An 18,300-nucleotide genomic window follows, 5' to 3' on the forward strand; every position below is an offset into this window, starting at 1 on the left:
AAAGGAGAATCGCGATGAACAAATCAGCTTTGCAAGCTTACGTTGAAGGAGAGATTAACCTCGCTGCCAAGCGAATCATCGATAAAGGCGCCCAGTCCGATGAAATCGCCTATGGCAGGTTGAAGGCCAACCTGAGCTTGCGTCGTATCTTGGTCGAAGCCCCGACACCTGAGGATCTCGGCCTATGGGGGGGCATCAATGACATCCTCCAGCAACTGGGGATCCTGGACAGTCGAGAAACGGTCTTGTCCGTTGTTGATGAGGTTTAGAAAGCAGTGATGGCGGTGGGACGCGGGTACATGATTATCCGCTGTGGATGCGTGTTGGTTATCAGTGCCTGACGACTGCGAAGCAGTCGCCAAAATGTCATATCCAATATAACTCCGTCTGATATCAATCCACTGGCACTCATATTGATAAGTCCGAAAAAGTGAGACGCCTTCGGCAAAAAACAACTTACCTATATTTAATATTTAAATACGCAATTGTCAGACAATTAGTCCGAAACCCTCAACTTCAAACTATATTTCGACAGCACAGGCATTGTTTCCGGGTACTTGCCGGGGCAGAACAATTTGACGTCAAAAAAAATGTAGACGTTTGATTTCGAATTGTGTCAGTTTTCTTTCGCCTTCATTGGGCGAGTGATAGGACGATCTCGCCAGAGATTGTCGCTATCTGACAAAAACTGTTCCATTGCTAAACAAGGAAGTGTGTTTATGTCGAAAGTTAAAAACAACGCTATTGATCTTGCCGAACAGGCCTTTTCGCCATTGCAAGCATTGGCTGCGCCCAGTTCCGCGTACAACCAGATCGACAGCTTCAGCCATCAGTATGACCGGGGTGGCAATCTCACGGTCAATGGCAAACCTTCCTACTCCGTCGACGAGGCAGCGACCCAATTGCTGCGCGATGGCGCTGCCTACCAGGACAAGGACGGCAGCGGAAAAATCGAACTGACCTACACGTTCCTGACCTCGGCGTCGTCGAGCACCATGAACAAGCACGGGATTACCGGCTTCAGTCAGTTCAGCGCTCAACAGAAAGCCCAGGCCGCGCTCGCCATGCAATCCTGGGCCGATGTGGCCAAAGTCACTTTTAGCGAAAAGGCCTCGGGCGGTGACGCACACATGACCTTCGGCAACTACAGCGGTGGCCAGGACGGCGCGGCGGCGTTCGCTTACCTGCCCGGCACCGGCGCAGGCTACGACGGCACCTCGTGGTACCTGACCAACAATAGCTACACGCCGAACAAGACGCCGGACCTGAATAACTATGGCCGGCAGACCCTGACCCACGAAATCGGCCACACCCTGGGCCTGGCTCACCCTGGCGACTACAACGCCGGTGAAGGTGCGCCGACCTACAACGACGCGACCTATGCCGAAGACACCCGCGGTTACAGCCTCATGAGCTACTGGAGTGAAAGCAATACCGACCAGAACTTCAGCAAGGGCGGCGTCGAAGCCTATTCTTCGGGCCCGCTGATCGACGACATTGCCGCGATCCAGAAGCTCTACGGTGCCAACTACAGCACCCGCGCCGGCGACACCACCTACGGTTTCAACTCCAATGCCGGTCGCGATTTCCTGAGCGCGTCTTCGTCGTCGGACAAGGTCGTGTTTTCGGTGTGGGACGGTGGCGGCAACGACACCCTGGACTTCTCCGGTTTCACCCAGAACCAGAAGATCAACCTCAATGAGGCCTCGTTCTCCGACGTTGGCGGCCTGGTGGGCAACGTGTCCATCGCCAAGGGCGTTACCGTCGAGAACGCGATTGGCGGTTCGGGTAACGACCTGTTGATTGGTAATGGCGTGTCCAACGAGCTGAAGGGCGGTGCCGGCAACGACATCCTCTTCGGCGCGGGCGGTGCGGACAAGCTGTGGGGCGGTACCGGCTCGGACACTTTTGTGTTCGCAGCGAGCAGCGATTCCAAGCCGGGTGTAGCCGATCAGATCCTCGATTTTGTCAGCGGCCTGGACAAGATCGACCTGACCGCCATCACCAAAGGCGCGGGCCTGCACTTCGTGAATTCGTTCACCGGTGCGGCGGGCGATGCCGTGTTGACCTCTTCGGGCGGTAACAGCCAGTTGGCGGTGGACTTCTCCGGGCACGGCGTGGCTGATTTCCTGGTCAGCACCGTTGGCCAGGCGGCGTTCTCGGACATCGCCGCGTGATGTAACGCGATAAGGAGGGTGGCGCCGATGCGCCGCCCTCTGTGCCCAAGGCCGCAGCCGGAGTACAACAACCTATGGCTCATAAAGCCTTCACCCACCGAACAACCGCGTGGCTCTTGGCGACGTTGATGATTTTTTTTGGAGAGACAGCCATGTCGAGCAGCCTGAAATTAGCAGATCCCTCGGAACTGGCCGGTCAATGGCAGGCCACCCTGAATGCCAAAGATGACTCGCCCGAGACCCAGGCGTTGCAGGACAAACCGTCCAATGTCTGCGTCATCAATTTCCAAAAAAACCAAACACTGGGTGAGGGCGCCAGTTGCCTCAGCGCGTGGCTGGACGGCAAAACCGCTATCGGTTGGTTCCCTGAACCGGACGGTATTGCGATCACCGGCAACGAAGGTTCAAAGATTCTATTTCTCAGCCGTCAACGTGATGGCGCTTATAAAACCACATTGAGATCCGGGCTGGTCATAACACTTGTGCGTCAGGCGCAGCAATGAACAGGCTGCGGCGAAAAGAGTAGCGGTCATTATCGTTATAAGCACCAAACCAAATTAAAAATTGTTATTGGTTTGTAAGCGCTAGTGCGCCAAACCTATCTGCGCCTATTAGCGGACAGTTATTGGAAACTTCGTCAGGCATGACGAGGAATAACACCTCAGGAAGAACCCATGAAGATGGCAAAGAGCCCGGCCACCGCACCGTTATTCAAAGCACTGGGCGACTATAAAAGCATCCTGATCAGTGTCGGTTGTTTCACCGCGTTAATTAACGTGCTGATGCTGGTCCCGTCGATTTACATGCTCCAGGTCTATGACCGCGTGTTGTCTTCGCAAAACGAAACCACCCTGGCCATGTTGTCGCTGATGGTGGTCGGATTTTTCGCCTTCATCGGTTTGCTCGAGATCGTGCGCAGTTTCATCGTCATCCGCATCGGCAGCCAATTGGAACGCCGTTTCAACCTGCGGGTGTATCAGGCCGCGTTCGAGCGCAACCTGCTCAAGGGCGAGGGCAACGCCGGCCAATCCCTTGGCGATCTGACCCACATTCGCCAATTTGTCACCGGTCCTGCGTTGTTTGCCTTCTTCGACGCGCCGTGGTTTCCGGTCTACCTCTTCGTGATCTACCTGTTCAACGTATGGCTCGGTGTGTTCGCGACCGTGGGCGCGGTGGTGCTGATCGGCCTCGCTTGCCTGAACGAGGCAATGACCAAAAAGCCCTTGGGCGAAGCTGCCGGGTTTTCCCAGAAGTCCAGCCAACTGGCCACCAGCCACCTGCACAATGCCGAAACCATTCAGGCGATGGGCATGCTTGGCGTGTTGCGCAAGCGCTGGTTCCAGGTGCACTCGCGTTTCCTCGGCCTGCAGAATCAGGCCAGCGACACCGGCGCCATCATCAGCTCCCTGAGCAAAACCTTGCGGCTGTGCCTGCAATCCCTGGTCCTGGGCCTCGGCGCGTTACTGGTGATCAAGGGCGAGATGACCGCCGGGATGATGATCGCCGGCTCCATCCTCATGGGCCGCGTCCTGAGCCCCATCGATCAACTGATCGCGGTGTGGAAACAGTGGAGCGGTGCCAAGCTCGCTTACCGTCGTCTTGATTCGCTGTTGCAAGCGTTTCCACCGAGTGACGAAGCCATGGCGCTGCCGGCGCCGAAGGGGCAGATCACCTTCGAACAAGTCAGCGCCGGTCCTCCAGGGCAACGTGCGGCGACCCTGCACATGGTCAATTTCAGCCTGGGTGCCGGCGAAGTGTTGGGCGTACTCGGCGCCTCCGGCTCCGGCAAGTCGACCCTGGCCCGGGTGCTGGTCGGCGTGTGGCCAACCCTGGCCGGCACCGTGCGCCTGGACGGCGCGGATATTCATCGCTGGGACCGCGACGACCTTGGCCCGCATATCGGTTACTTGCCCCAGGACATCGAACTGTTCAGCGGCAACATCGCGGAAAACATTGCCCGGTTTCGCGACGCCGATCCGCAAAAAGTCGTCGAAGCGGCGCAACAGGCGGGCGTCCATGAGCTGATCCTGCGCATGCCGCAAGGCTACGACACAGTGCTGGGAGAGGACGGCAGCGGCTTGTCTGGCGGCCAGAAGCAACGGGTGGCATTGGCCCGCGCGCTGTACGGCAAGCCAAGCCTGGTGGTGCTCGATGAACCCAATTCCAACCTCGACACCGTGGGCGAAGCGGCGCTGGCCGGCGCCATCGCGCAGATGAAGGCCCAGGGCACCAGCGTGATTCTGGTGACCCATCGCTCCTCGGCGCTGGCTCAGGCCGACAAATTGCTGGTGCTCAACGACGGTCGTTTGCAGGCCTTTGGCCCCAGCCAGGAAGTGCTCAAGGCACTCTCCGGTGCCCAGGAACAGCAACGTGAAAAACCGGCGCAAGCACCGGGCGGGCTCAGCATGAGTCGCCAGTATCAGCCTACGACAAGGAATTCGGGTGTATGACCAGCGCTCGCATGAACACTGAAAACGAAGCGACGATGGAACACGATTACATCGCCGAACGCCCTGAGCGTGACGCGCGTTTCTTCGCCCGCATGGGTTGGATTCTGGCGATCGTCGGCGCCGGCAGTTTCTTCNCCTGGGCCAGCCTGGCGCCGCTGGACCAGGGCATTCCGGTACAAGGCACAGTCGTGGTCTCGGGCAAGCGTAAAGCCGTGCAGTCGATGAGCAATGGTGTGGTCAGCCGGATTCTGGTGCGCGAGGGCCAGGTGGTAAAGCAGGGCCAGCCGCTGTTCCAGCTCGACCAGACCCAGGTCGCGGCCGACGTGCAATCGCTGCAAGCGCAATACCGAATGGCCTGGGCCAGCCTGGCGCGTTGGCAGAGTGAGCGGGACAACCTCAAGCAAGTGAGTTTCCCCGCTGAACTGAGCAACGATCCCGACCCGCGCCTGGCCCTGGTCCTCGAAGGCCAGCGGCAATTGTTCAGCAGCCGCCGCGAAGCGTTTTCCCGTGAGCAGGCGGGTTTGCGCGCCAGCATTGAAGGTGCCAGCGCGCAATTGGCCGGCATGCGCCGCGCGCGCACGGACCTGATGGCTCAGGCCAATTCGTTGCAACAACAACTGAGTAATCTCCAGCCCCTGGCAGACAACGGCTACATCCCGCGCAACCGCTTGATGGAATTCCAGCGGCAGCTGTCGCAGGTGCAGCAGCAATTGGCGGAAAACAGCGGTGAAAGCGGCCGGGTCGAGCAGGGCATCCTCGAATCGCGCCTGAAGCTGCAACAGCACATCGAGGAATATCAGAAAGAAGTCCGCACGCAACTGGCCGACGCGCAACTCAAAAGCGTGACCCTGGAAGAGCAACTGACTTCCGCCGGGTTTGATCTGCAACACAGCGAGATCATCGCTACCGCCGACGGCATCGCGGTCAACCTTGGGGTTCACACCGAAGGTGCGGTGGTCCGCCAGGGCGAAACCTTGCTGGAGATCGTGCCGCAAGGCACCCGCCTGGAAGTGGAAGGGCACTTGCCGATCAACCTGATCGACAAGGTTGGCACCCACTTGCCGGTGGACATTCTGTTCACCGCGTTCAACCAGAGCCGAACGCCGCGCGTACCCGGCGAAGTCAGCCTGATTTCCGCCGACCAGATGGTCGACGAGAAAACCGGCGCGCCTTACTACGTGCTGCGCAGCAGCGTCAGCGATCAGGCCATGGAAAAACTCAACGGTCTGGTGATCAAGCCCGGCATGCCGGCGGAAATGTTCGTGCGTACCGGTGAACGTTCACTCCTCAACTATTTGTTCAAACCGCTGCTCGACCGGGCAGGCTCCGCGTTGACCGAGGAATAAGGATGTTCGGCTGTATGAATAAGCTTTCAATGCTGGCAGCCACCCTGGCGTTGCTGACGTGCAAAAGTGCGATGGCCGCCATGGGGCCGTTCGATATCTACGAACAAGCGTTGCGCAATGACCCGGTGTTCCTTGGCGCCATGAAGGAACGCGATGCAGGCCTTGAAAACCGCATTATCGGCCGTGCCGGGCTGTTGCCCAGGATCGGTTACACCTACAACAAGGGGCGCAACACCTCCAAGGTCACCCAAATCAATGAAGGTCGGCCGGACTTCACTGAGGACCGCAACTACAGCAGCTTCGGCTCGAACCTGACCCTGCAACAACCATTACTCGATTACGAAGCCTATGCGGCGTATCGAAAAGGCGTGGCGCAATCGCTGTTTGCCGACGAAGCCTTCCGCGGCAAGAGCCAGGAATTGCTGGTTCGTGTGCTGGAAAACTACACCCACGCGTTGTTCGCTCAGGATCAGATCGACATNGCNCGCGCCAAAAAGAAGGCCTTCGAGCAGCAGTTCCAGCAGAACCAGCACCTGTTCCNGCAAGGCGAGGGCACGCGCACCGATATTCTTGAGGCCGAGTCTCGTTACGAACTGGCGACCGCCGAGGAAATCGAGGCACGCAACGAGCAGGACGCGTCCTTGCGCGAACTGGGTGCGCTGATTGGCGTGCCGGCCGTCGACATCACGGACCTGGCGCCACTGGACCAGAACTTCCAGACCTTCAGCCTATTGCCCGCCAACTACGACACCTGGCACGAGATGGCCGTGGCCAACAACCCGAACCTGGCCTCCCAGCGTCAGGCGGTGGAAGTCGCGCGGTATGAAGTCGAACGCAACCGCGCCGGACACCTGCCGAAAGTCAGTGCCTACGCTTCGGTGCGCCAGAACGAATCGGAAAGCGGCAACACCTACAACCAGCGTTACGACACCAACACCATCGGCATTGAAGTCAGCGTGCCGTTGTACGCCGGCGGCGGGGTGTCGGCGTCGACCCGTCAGGCCAGCCGGACCATGGAACAGGCCGAGTACGAACTCGATGGCAAGACCCGGGAAACCCTGATNGAGCTGCGTCGCCAGTTCAGCGCCTGCCTGTCGGGGGTGAGCAAATTGCGCGCCTATCAAAAGGCCCTGACGTCGGCCGAGGCGCTGGTGGTGTCGACCAAGCAAAGCATCCTCGGCGGCGAGCGGGTCAACCTCGACGCGTTGAACGCCGAGCAACAACTATTTACCACCCGCCGGGATTTGGCTCAGGCAAGGTACGACTACTTGATGGCCTGGACCAAGTTGCATTACTACGCCGGGACCTTGAATGAGCAGGATCTGGCCAAGGTGGACGAGGCATTCGGTCAAGGCCCGGGATCTCAATGATTTGACCTGTTGCGTTGCAGCCCCTAGTGGGCAACCAGAATTCTAAAAACGCCAAAAAAGCGAGAAGTTGACATGGACGTACAGAACAAGCCGATGTCGGTCGGCACGTTATTGCTCTGGATTTCAGTAGCGCCAGGCTCGGCCCAGGCGCTTTATCAGGAAAACGGCACCCTGGGCGATGCGGCCAGTTGGCGCTCGGTGGAATTTCAGCGTGACTGGGGACTGGCCCGCATGCAGGCCGACCAGGCCTACGCCGCCGGCATCACCGGCAAGGGTGTGAAAATCGGCGAGCTTGATTCAGGCTTCGATGCCGCTCATCCCGAATTCGCCACCGACCGCTACCACGCGGTGCTGGCCAGCGGCAGCTACGTCGACGGCTCACTGTTCAATGTCGACGGCACCCTTAACGCCAACAACGACTCCCACGGCACCCATGTCACCGGCACCATGGGCGCCGCCCGTGATGGCACCGGCATGCACGGCGTGGCCTACAACGCGCAAATCTATGTGGGCAATACCAACAAGAACGACAGTTTTCTGTTCGGCCCCAATCCTGATCCGCGCTACTTCAAAGCGGTCTATAACGCCTTGGCCGACGCCGGTGTGCGGGCGATCAATAACAGTTGGGGCAGCCAGCCACCGGACGTCAGCTATCGCACCCTCGAGGATTTGCACGCCGCCTACGCCCAGCACTGGAACAAAGGCACCTGGCTAGATGCGGCGGCTGATGTTTCCCGTGCCGGCGTTATCAACGTGTTCAGTGCCGGTAACAGCGGTTACGCGAACGCGAGCGTGCGTTCGGCCTTGCCGTATTTCCAGCCGGAACTGGAAGGCCACTGGCTGGCGGTGTCGGGGCTGGATCAAAGCAATCAGCAGAAGTACAACCAGTGCGGGATCGCCAAGTATTGGTGCATCACCACCCCCGGCGCGAAGATCGACAGCACCATCCCCGACGCCGGTTATGCGATTAAGTCCGGCACCTCCATGTCCGCACCGCATGCCACTGGCGCCCTGGCATTGGTGATGGAACGCTATCCGTACATGACCAACCAGCAGGCGCTGGAAACCCTGTTGACCACCGCCACCCAACTCGACGGTTCCGTCACCCAGGCGCCCAATACCCGCGTCGGTTGGGGCGTGGCCAACCTCGAACGGGCGATGCGCGGGCCGGGGCAATTGCTCGGGCGCTTCGACGCCAATCTGGGGGCAGGGCAGAGCGATGTCTGGAGCAACGACATCTCCGACAACGCGCTGATCCAGCGGCAGAGTGAGGACGCGGCCGAACGCAGTGCCTGGCAACAGACGTTGAAGACCAAGGGCTGGGAGAATGGCGTGCCGGCCGGTGCCAGCCAGCAGGACCAGACGGATTACGCCGTCGGCATGGCTCGCGATTCAGCCGCCGTCAACCGTGTGTACGAAGGCAGCCTGATCAAGTCAGGGGCCGGACGCTTGATGCTGATCGGTGACAACAGCTATCGCGGACCGACCATGGTCAACGGCGGCTTACTGTCGGTCAACGGTTCGCTGACTTCTGCCGTGACCGTCAATGACAGCGGCACCCTGGGCGGTTCAGGACGAGTCGGCGCACTGACGGCCAACCGCGGCGCTATCGTTGCGCCGGGCAATTCCATCGGCACCTTGCAGGTCGCCGGCGATGTCACGTTTGCGCCCGGCTCGACCTACGCGGTGGAGTTGTCGCCGACCGACAGCGACCGGATCGTCGCAGGCGGTACGGCCACGGTCAGCGGCGCGACAGTCAGCCTGTCATTGGAAAACAGCCCGACCTTGCTCAGCACTCAACAAGTGCAAAGCCTGCTCGGTCAGCAATACAACATTCTGCAGGCGGCCGGTGGTATCCAGGGGCAGTTCGGCGCGGTGTTGCCCAACTATCTGTTCATCGGCGGCAGTCTCGATTACGCCGCCACCGGTATTCAACTGAGTGTGGAGCGTAACGGCACGACGTTCGCCAGCGTCGGCCAGACGCCGAACCAACACGCCGTCGCCTCCGCCGTGGAAGGGCTTGGGGCGGGGAATGCGGTGTACGAAAGCCTGTTGCTGTCGCCCACCGCGACATCCGCACAGCAGGCGTTCCAGCAGTTGTCGGGGGAAATCTATCCGGCGTTGGGCTCGGTGCTGATCAATGACAGTCGTTACCTGCGCGATGCAATCGGTGAGCGACTGGTTGACGCCAAAGGCGCGCAAAGCAATGGCTGGATCAAGGCGCTCGGGGCCTGGGGCAAGACCGATGATCGCCATGACACCGCCGGTTACACCACCTCGATTGGCGGCTTGCTCGCCGGTGTCGATGGTGCGATCGACGAGCAAACCCGGATCGGTCTGGTCACGGGTTATAGCGATAGCTCGGTGAGCATGGGCTCGGGCACTCATTCATCGGCCAAGGTCGACAGCTACCACTTCGGCGCGTATGCCGGGCGTGAANTGGGTGCCTGGCGCNTNAGCGTCGGCGGTGCCTACAGCTGGCATCGCGCCGACGTGAAGCGTGACCTGCAATACGGCGACGTCAGCGGCAAGCANAAAGCCAAGGTCGATGCCGGCACCACTCAGGTGTTTGGCGAAGCGGCGTACCGACTGAACCTGCAACCGCTGGCGCTCGAACCTTTTGCCAATCTGGCCTACGTCCACCTCGACACCGAAGGTTTTACCGAGAAAGGTGATGGCGCTGCACTGAAAAGCCGTGGCGACACGCGTGAGGCGATGCTCAGCACGTTGGGCGTGCGCGCGTTGAAAACGGTGAACTTGTCCGGCCAGCAACAACTAGACCTGAGCGGCAGCCTCGGCTGGCAGCACAACCTGAGCAATACCGATGCTGAAGAACATCTGGCATTTGCCAGCGGCAGCACGGCGTTCTCGGTGGAAGGGTCGCCAATGGTGCGTGACGCGGCGCTGGTAGGCGCTCACGCCAGCCTGGCCCTGAGCCGGGACATTCGCGTGAACCTCGATTACACCGGCCAACTGGCCAGCCGCGAGAAGAGCCATGGCGTAGGGGTGAGCCTCAATTGGCAGTTCTGACGCTGTAAACAACAAATGCGGCAAACATTAAATGTGGCGAGGGAGCTTGCTCCCGCTGGGTGGCGAAGCCGCCCCAACACCAGCAACGGTGATTCTTCAAGGATAACGCACCAGCCGATTTGCGACTGCTGCGCAGCCGAGCGGGAGAAAGCTCCCTCGCCACAGGGATTTTGGCAAGACAACTAAGGATGGTCGCTGGATGAAAGTTAAGAACAACAACCTATTCGCCTTGAAAGCACTCAACCGAGCCCTGCTTTGTGCGCTGGCCTCGATAGGCACCGCGCAAGCCGCGCCCTACGTGGAAAACGGTCGTGCAGGCGATCCCAACAGCTGGCGCAGCGCTGAGTTCAACGCTGACTGGGGTCTGGGCGCCATCAATGCCCAGGAAGCCTACGCTGCCGGTTACAGCGGCAAAGGCGTGAAACTGGGGATCTTCGATCAGCCGGTTTACGCCCAGCATCCGGAGTTTTCCGGTGCCAACAAGGTCGTCACTCTGGTCACCAGCGGTATCCGCGAGTACACCGACCCGTACATCCCGGTCAAAGCCGGCGATGCGTTTCGGTATGACGGCTCGCCCACGGTTGGCTACGACGGCAAGCTCGGCTCCCACGGCACTCACGTCGGCGGGATCGCCGCGGGCAGCCGTGACGGCAACCCGATGCACGGCGTGGCGTACAACGCGCAAATCATCAGCGCGGAAAACGGCGACCCGGGGCCGGAAGACGGGATCATCCTCGGCAACGACGGCGCGGTGTACAAGGCAGGCTGGGATGGGCTGGTCGCCAGCGGCGCCCGGATCATCAACAACAGCTGGGGCATCGGCATNACTGATCGCTTCGACCTGGGTGGCCGCGACCCGGCGTATCCGCACTTCACCGTGCAGGACGCGCGACTGCAGTTCAATGAGATCCAGCCCATCCTCGGCACGCGCCAGGGCGGCGCTTATGACGGTGCGATCGCGGCTGCTCGCAGCGGCATCGTGACGATCTTCGCCGCCGGCAACGACTACAACCTCAATAACCCGGACGCCATTGCCGGCCTCGGTTATTTCGTCCCTGAAATCGCACCGAACTGGATGACCGTCGCGGCCTTGCAGAAGAACCCGGACCTCAACAGCCCGGACCTCTACAACATCAGCACCTTCTCGTCGCGCTGCGGCTACACCGCGAGTTTCTGCGTGTCGGCACCGGGCAGCAAAATCTTCAGCGCAGTCATCGGCGGCACCAATGCCGATAACCTGACCGTGGGCTACGCCAACAAAAACGGCACTTCCATGGCGGCGCCGCACGTNGCGGGCGCCGCGGCGGTGCTGATGGAGCGCTTCCCGTACATGAGCGGCGAGCAGGTCTCCACCGTGCTCAAAACCACCGCCACCGACATGGGCGCACCCGGTGTGGACGCGCTGTACGGCTGGGGCATGATCAACCTGCGCAAAGGCATCGATGGCCCGGCGATGTTGGTCACCGAGCAAGACATTCCCGAGGAGTTCCGCATCCAGGGCGCCTACGGCTCCAGCCAGTTTGTCGCGGACTTGCCGGGCATTGGCGCGATTATCGACGCGGGCAAACCGACCGAAAGGGTGTGCAACGACGTGCAGTGCGGGCGGGACGTCTGGCGTAACGACATTTCNGGCCATGGCGGCCTGACCAAGCAGGGCATCGGCACCCTGGTGCTGACCGGCGCTAACACCTACAGCGGCCCGACGCTGGTCAATCAGGGTCGGTTGGCGATCAACGGCTCGCTGCTCTCGGCGGTCACCGTCAACGACAGCGGGATCCTCGGCGGTAACGGCCGCATCGGCGCATTGACCGCGAAAAGCGGCGGCACCGTGGCCCCCGGCAATTCCATCGGCACTTTGCAGGTGGCGGGTGACGTAACCTTCGAGCCTGGCTCGACCTACGCCGTGGAATTGTCGTCCACCAGCAGCGACCAGATCATCGCGGGCGGTAAAGCCGTGATCGACGGCGCGACCGTCAGCCTGTCCCTGGAAAACAGCCCGACCTTGCTGACCACCAGCGAGGTGCAATCCCTTCTCGGCAATCAATACAACATCCTGCAAGCGGCCGGCGGGATCGAAGGGCGGTTTGGCGCAGTCTTGCCGAACTATCTGTTCATCGGCGGCGCACTCGACTATTCGGCCACTGGCATCCAGTTGGCGGTAGAGCGCAACGCAGCATCCTTCGCCAGCGTCGGCCAGACCCCGAACCAACGCGCCGTCGCTGCCGCTGCCGAGCAACTGGGCGCCGGCAATCCGCTCTATGAAACCCTGCTGCTGTCGCCGACGGCAGCGGTCGCGCAACAAGCCTTCCAGCAACTGTCTGGTGAGATTCATCCGGCGATCGGCACGTTGCTGATCAACGACAGCCGTTACCTGCGCGATGCCGTCGGCGAACGCCTGCGTGAGCGTGATCTGTTCGATGCTGCGGCACCGACCGATGACCGCAGCAACGCCTGGGTCAAAGTCCTCGGCGCCTGGGGCAAGAGCGACGGCGGGCATGACAACGCCAGTTCCACCAGCTCCATCGGTGGCTTGCTGGCCGGTGTCGACGGTCTGATCACTGAAGATACGCGGCTCGGTTTCGTCACAGGTTATAGCGACAGCTCGTTGAGCATGGGCGATGGCACGCATTCATCAGCCTCGGTCGACAGCTACCACTTGGGCGCCTACCTGGGCCATGAAATCGATGCACTGCGCTTGAGCGTCGGCGGCGCTTACAGCTGGCATCGCATCGATGTGAAACGCGACCTGCAATTCGGCGACGTCAGCGGCAAACAGAAATCCAAGCGCGATGCGACCACCGCCCAACTGTTTACCGAAGTGGCGTATCGCCTGGACCTGCAACCGCTGGCTCTGGAGCCGTTCGCCAACCTGGCTTACGTGCACCTCAACAGCGACAGCTTCACCGAGAAAGGTGATGCCGCAGCCCTCAAGGGTGGCGAAGACAACCGCGACGCCGTGCTGTCGACCCTCGGTGTACGGGCGAGCAAAGCCATTGCACTGTCGGACAAACAGCAGCTGGAACTGTCCGGCACCCTGGGTTGGCAGCACAACCTGAGCAACACCCGTTCCGAAGACCACCTGGCTTTCGCCAACGGCAACACAGGGTTCAGCGTGCAGAGCGTGTCACTGGATCGTAACGCCGCCGTCATTGGTGCGCGTGCCGGTCTGGTGGTGGCTAAGGATGTGCGTGTGAGCCTGGATTACAACGGACTGCTGGGCTCCAACGAGAAAGACCACGGTGTAGGTCTGACACTCGACTGGCAGTTCTGAGTTCACGCAAAGGAAGCAAACAACATGGGACTGTTTGATTACAAAAATGCTGACGGCAAGGCGTTGTACAGCGACGCCATGGCCCTGACGCTGTATGCGTACACGCCAACCGGTCAGCCGCTGCCGGCCACCGCTTGGGCGCCGATTGGCGCTGCGCAGCTGGGTTATCAAGGCAAGGTCGGCGCCCAGGGCACCTTCTTTGGTGAGAAGGACGGCTTCACCAGCGCCGAAGCCGAAGTGCTCGGCAAGTACGACACGGCGGGCAAGCTGATCGGTATCGGCATTGCCTTCCGGGGCACCGGAGGCCTGGGGTACAGCGACACCTTCGGCGACATGAAAAACAACCTGCTGGCCGCCGTCGGCCCGGTGGATTACGCGACGAACTACGCGAAAAACGCCTTCGACACCTTGCTCAAGGACGTTGCCGCGTTTTCCATTGCCCATGGCCTGAGCGCCAAGGACGTCATGGTCAGCGGCCATAGCCTCGGCGGTTTGGGGGTCAACAGCCTCGCTGAACTGAGCAGCAACAACTGGGGCGGCTTCTACAAGGACGCCAATTACATCGCGTTCGCCTCACCGACCCAGAGCGCCACCGGTAACAATGTGTTGAACATCGGCTACGAGAACGACCCGGTGTTCCGGGTGCTAGACGGCACCACGTTCAGCACAGGTTCGCTGGGCAAGCACGACGGCCATCAGGATTCGGCGACCAACAACATCGTCAACTTCAATGACCAGTACGCGTCCACCGCACAGAACCTGGTGCCGTTCAGCATCCTCAATCCGCTGAACTGGTCGGCCCATGGCTCGTTGGGCTATGCCGACGGTTTGAACCGGGTGATTGACTCGCGGTTCTACGACCTGACCGACAAGGACTCGACGCTGATCGTCTCCAATCTGGCGGAATCGTCCCGGGGTAAAACCTGGGTCGAGGACCTCGGTCGCAGCGGCGAACCCCACACCGGCAGCACCTTCATCATCGGCACCGACAGCGACGACTTGCTCAAGGGCGGTGCCGGCAATGACTTCATCGAAGGCCGCGACGGCAATGACCGCTTCCGCGATGACGGTGGCTACAACCTCCTGCTGGGCGGCAAGGGCAGCAACACCTTCGAGTTGCAGAAGCCGTTGCAGAACTTCAGCTTTGCCAACGATGGCGATGGCACCCTGTATGTGCGTGACGCCTATGGCGGCATCAGTATGACCCGCGATATCGGCGCGCTGGTGAGCAAGGAGTCGGATTCATGGTGGGGGAGCAAGGAGGTGACTTACAGCGTCACCGCCAATGGCTTGCTCAACGGCAGCGAGCTGACCCACTACAGCCACTCGCTCAACGGTGACGCCTACGGCAACACACTGGCGGCCAGCGTCGACGGCGACTGGTTGTTCGGTCATGCCGGCGACGACCTGCTGCGCAGCGACAAAAGCCAGGTGACCTTCGTCGGTGGCGCGGGCAACGACGTGATGCAGGGTTCGGGTGGCAACAACACCTTCCTGTTCAGCGGCGCCTTCGGTTTTGACGCGATCAATGGCTACCAAGGCAACGACAAGCTGGTGTTCCTCGGCGTTCAGGGCGCGGGGCAGGGTTATGACTACAAGCAACACGCTTCGCAGTCGGGCCATGACACGGTGCTGAAAGTGGGTGATTTTGCCGTGACCCTGGTGGGGGTAGGACTGGACAGCCTGTCGGCTTCAGGCATCACGTTTGCGTAAAGGCTGCATGCACTAAATGCTCCGGGGCGCCTCGTGAATGAGGCGTCCTGGTTGTGAGCTATCTCTGACAATTCCAACAAAAGAGAGGCAATACCAATGGGTGTGTATGACTACAAAAACTTAGGCACAGCCGATTCCAAAGCGTTATTCACCGACGCTATGGCGATCACGCTGTATTCCTATCACAACCTCGACAACGGCTTTGCCACCGGTTACCAGCACAACGGCTTCGGCCTGGGCTTGCCGGCGACCCTGATCACCGCGCTGCTGGGCGGCACCGATTCCCAAGGCGTGATCCCCGGTATTCCCTGGAACCCCGATTCGGAAAAAGCAGCGCTGGAGGCCGTGCAAAAAGCCGGCTGGACGCCCATCACGGCCTCGCAACTGGGTTATGACGGCAAGGTGGACGCTCGCGGAACGTTCTTCGGCGAGAAGGCCGGGTACACCAGCGCGCAGGTCGAGATCCTCGGCAAGTACGATGCTCAAGGCCATCTCAGCGAAATCGGCATTGCCTTTCGCGGCACCAGCGGCCCGCGGGAAACCTTGATTGGCGACTCCATCGGCGACGTGATCAACGATCTGCTGGCGGCCTTCGGTCCCAAGGATTATGCGAAAAACTATGTGGGCGAAGCCTTCGGCAATCTGCTCGGCGACGTCATGGCATTTGCCCAGGCCAATGGCCTGTCAGGCAAGAACGTGCTGGTCAGCGGCCACAGCCTCGGCGGGCTGGCGGTCAACAGCCTGGCGGACTTGAGCACAGACAAGTGGTCCGGGTTCTACAAGGATTCCAACTACATCGCCTACGCGTCCCCGACCCAAAGCGCCGGCGACAAGGTGCTCAACATCGGCTATGAAAACGACCCGGTGTTTCGCGCGCTGGACGGTTCATCATTCAACCTGTCGTCGGTGGGCGTGCACGATGCCGCCAAGGCCTCAGCGACCGATAACATCGTCAGCTTCAACGACTACTACGCCTCGACGCTGTGGAATGTGCTGCCGTTTTCCATCNTCAACATCCCGACCTGGATCTCGCACTTGCCGACCGCCTATGGCGAGGGCATGAACCGGGTGATCGAATCAAAGTTCTACGACCTTACCAGCAAAGACTCGACGATCATCGTCGCCAACCTTTCGGACCCGGCGCGCGCCAATACCTGGGTTCAGGATCTGAATCGCAACGCCGAAACCCACAAGGGCAGCACCTTCATCATCGGCAGCGACGGCAATGACCTGATTCAGGGTGGCAAGGGCAACGACTACCTGGAGGGGCGTGACGGTAACGACACCTTCCGTGACGGTGGCGGCTACAACATCGTATTGGGTGGCAAGGGCAGCAACGTGCTGGACTTGCAGCAGTCGGTGAAAAATTTCAACTTTGCCAACGATGGCGCCGGCAACCTCTACGTCCGTGATGCCAATGGCGGCATCAGCATCACCCGGGACATCGGCAGCATTGTCACCAAGGAACCGGGGTTCTTGTGGGGGCTGTTCAAGGATGACGTGACGCACAGCGTGACGGCCAATGGTCTTGCTGTCGGCAACAACCTGACTCAGTACGCGTCATCGATGAAGGGCGGTGCGGGGGCCGATACGCTTAAGGCACATGCGACGGGCGACTGGTTGTTCGGTCTGGACGGCAACGATCATTTGATCGGCGGCCAGGGCAACGATGTGTTGGTGGGCGGGGCGGGGAATGACCTGATGGAATCGGGGGGCGGGAGTGATACGTTCCTGTTCAGCGGTGCGTTTGGGCAGGACCGGGTGGTGGGGTATCAGACGAACGACAAGCTGGTATTTCTCGGGGTTCAGGGGGTCGTGCCGAATGATGACTATCGGGCTCATGCCTCGGTGGTGGGGCAGGATACGGTGCTGACGTTTGGCGGGGATTCGGTGACGTTGGTGGGGGTTGGGCTGGACAGTTTGTCTGGTTCCGGGATCGTAATCGCCTGACGTTGATGTGGCGCCGGTAAGGGCCTCTTCGCGGGCACGCCTCGCTCCCACATTAGACCGCGATCCAATGTGGGAGCGAGCCTGCTCGCGATGAACGATAGCGCGGTAAACCTGCCTGCTCACGTGACCCGATAGTCACCGATGGACTCCAATACCTTGCAACAACAGGATTGAGTACTGGATCAGGAGATTAAGCAACGTGAGTAACAGCAAGAAGCACCTCATCGGGTTGGCGCTGGCCCTGTTATCAGGGAGTGCCGCTGCAGAGTTGCCTCATAGCTCGATTTTGAGCCGTTATGGCATGACGCCAGATCAACTGCCGACACCGGCATCGCCGGAAACTGTCGGCCCCCTGGAAGAGAAAAGCCGTTTCGAGCTCCAGCCGGAAGAGCCTTTTGTGACCTTTCGCTCGGAGGAAAAGCAGACGGAGATCACCGGCAACATCAGCATCGACCACGCAATGCAGCAGGATTACGAGCGCTGCCAGAAGATTCATGAAGAACTGAGGAGGCGAGGAGGGAAGTTCGTCTCCTGCGATAACAGTACGCCGTGGATGCCTTAGATTTTCGGCGTCTGTGAGGGCCTCTTCGTTGTGCGATTCCTTGTAGGCGCGAGGCTTGACCGCGAAGAACGATAACGCGGTTTTCAGTCTTCCTCGCGAACCGTGGCTACATCTTTGGCATTGACCTTCACCTTCGCGCCGGAAATATCCTCAAACTCGTAAAATCCGTCCTTGGTCTTGGTTTTCGGCATGTCTTCGGTCAAATACTGGGTGCCGTTCTGCAACGTCACGACCGTTGGCGTGGAGCAACCGGCCAGGGCCAGGAAGGCCGCTGCTGCCAAGGGCAAACCCAGAGTCTTGATATTCATACCCACCTCTCAACTGCATAAAAAAAGCCGCTATGCCGGTTGGTGCCATAGATCGGCAGAAAGTTCGATGGTCACCCGAAAATAGCCAAATAGCGCCGCCGCTTATCCTTTTCCGTTTGCACC

General features: G+C 60.2%; 12 protein-coding genes. 11 read left to right on the top strand and 1 reads right to left on the bottom strand.

Annotated elements, in window-relative coordinates:
* The 11 genes from B7L09_RS01335 to B7L09_RS01385 form a co-directional block, all read left to right on the top strand.
* Positions 1-269: hypothetical protein (locus tag B7L09_RS01335; protein WP_255141496.1), on the top strand; the 269-nt coding region annotated here is incomplete at its 5' end.
* Positions 270-719: 450 nt separating this feature from the next.
* Positions 720-2,177 (top strand): serralysin family metalloprotease, encoded by a 1,458-nt coding sequence (locus tag B7L09_RS01340; RefSeq protein WP_094467431.1) that lies wholly within the window; start codon positions 720-722, stop codon positions 2,175-2,177.
* A gap of 74 nt (positions 2,178-2,251) precedes the next feature.
* Positions 2,252-2,680 (top strand): AprI/Inh family metalloprotease inhibitor, encoded by a 429-nt coding sequence (locus B7L09_RS01345; RefSeq protein WP_094467432.1) that lies wholly within the window; start codon positions 2,252-2,254, stop codon positions 2,678-2,680.
* Between the two features lie 171 nt (positions 2,681-2,851).
* Positions 2,852-4,627, top strand: a complete 1,776-nt coding sequence (locus B7L09_RS01350) for a type I secretion system permease/ATPase (RefSeq protein ID WP_094467433.1) — start codon at positions 2,852-2,854, stop codon at positions 4,625-4,627.
* Positions 4,624-5,973, top strand: a complete 1,350-nt coding sequence (locus B7L09_RS01355; protein WP_094467434.1) for an HlyD family type I secretion periplasmic adaptor subunit — start codon at positions 4,624-4,626, stop codon at positions 5,971-5,973. The genes B7L09_RS01350 and B7L09_RS01355 overlap by 4 nt, the downstream gene beginning before the upstream one ends.
* Before the next feature lie 2 nt (positions 5,974-5,975).
* A complete protein-coding gene (locus B7L09_RS01360; protein ID WP_094467435.1) occupies positions 5,976-7,343 on the top strand; it encodes a TolC family outer membrane protein in 1,368 nt (455 codons plus the stop codon).
* 72 nt (positions 7,344-7,415) lie between these two features.
* On the top strand, positions 7,416-10,373 hold the full coding sequence (gene eprS, locus B7L09_RS01365) for an autotransporter serine peptidase EprS (RefSeq protein ID WP_094467436.1): 2,958 nt from the start codon (positions 7,416-7,418) through the stop codon (positions 10,371-10,373).
* Positions 10,374-10,572: 199 nt separating this feature from the next.
* Positions 10,573-13,644 carry an autotransporter outer membrane beta-barrel domain-containing protein gene (locus tag B7L09_RS01370; protein ID WP_094467437.1) on the top strand — a complete coding sequence of 1,024 codons (3,072 nt, stop codon included), beginning with the start codon at positions 10,573-10,575 and terminating at the stop codon, positions 13,642-13,644.
* A 24-nt stretch (positions 13,645-13,668) separates the two neighbouring features.
* Positions 13,669-15,357, top strand: coding sequence for a polyurethane esterase (locus tag B7L09_RS01375; RefSeq protein WP_094467438.1), 1,689 nt, complete (start codon positions 13,669-13,671; stop codon positions 15,355-15,357).
* 96 nt (positions 15,358-15,453) lie between these two features.
* Positions 15,454-17,307, top strand: coding sequence for a polyurethane esterase (locus B7L09_RS01380; RefSeq protein WP_094467439.1), 1,854 nt, complete (start codon positions 15,454-15,456; stop codon positions 17,305-17,307).
* Positions 17,308-17,506: 199 nt separating this feature from the next.
* Positions 17,507-17,869, top strand: a complete 363-nt coding sequence (locus B7L09_RS01385) for a hypothetical protein (RefSeq protein WP_094467440.1) — start codon at positions 17,507-17,509, stop codon at positions 17,867-17,869.
* A gap of 83 nt (positions 17,870-17,952) precedes the next feature.
* Here B7L09_RS01385 and B7L09_RS01390 read toward each other — a convergent pair whose 3' ends face one another.
* Entirely contained in the window at positions 17,953-18,177 is a 225-nt protein-coding gene (locus B7L09_RS01390; RefSeq protein ID WP_010460381.1) for a YgdI/YgdR family lipoprotein, read from the bottom strand.
* Positions 18,178-18,300 lie beyond the last annotated feature (123 nt).

Origin of the sequence: Pseudomonas mandelii, assembly GCF_002251635.1 — a bacterium.
GTDB classification, from domain to species: Bacteria; Pseudomonadota; Gammaproteobacteria; order Pseudomonadales; family Pseudomonadaceae; genus Aquipseudomonas; species Aquipseudomonas mandelii_B.

Excerpts from the sequence above, each read along its gene's own strand:
- B7L09_RS01340 (WP_094467431.1), top strand. The coding sequence starts at position 720 with ATGTCGAAAGTTAAAAACAACGCTATTGATCTTGCCGAACAGGCCTTT.
- B7L09_RS01345 (WP_094467432.1), top strand. The coding sequence starts at position 2,252 with ATGGCTCATAAAGCCTTCACCCACCGAACAACCGCGTGGCTCTTGGCG.
- B7L09_RS01350 (WP_094467433.1), top strand. The coding sequence starts at position 2,852 with ATGAAGATGGCAAAGAGCCCGGCCACCGCACCGTTATTCAAAGCACTG.
- B7L09_RS01375 (WP_094467438.1), top strand. The coding sequence starts at position 13,669 with ATGGGACTGTTTGATTACAAAAATGCTGACGGCAAGGCGTTGTACAGC.
- B7L09_RS01390 (WP_010460381.1), bottom strand. The coding sequence starts at position 18,177 with ATGAATATCAAGACTCTGGGTTTGCCCTTGGCAGCAGCGGCCTTCCTG.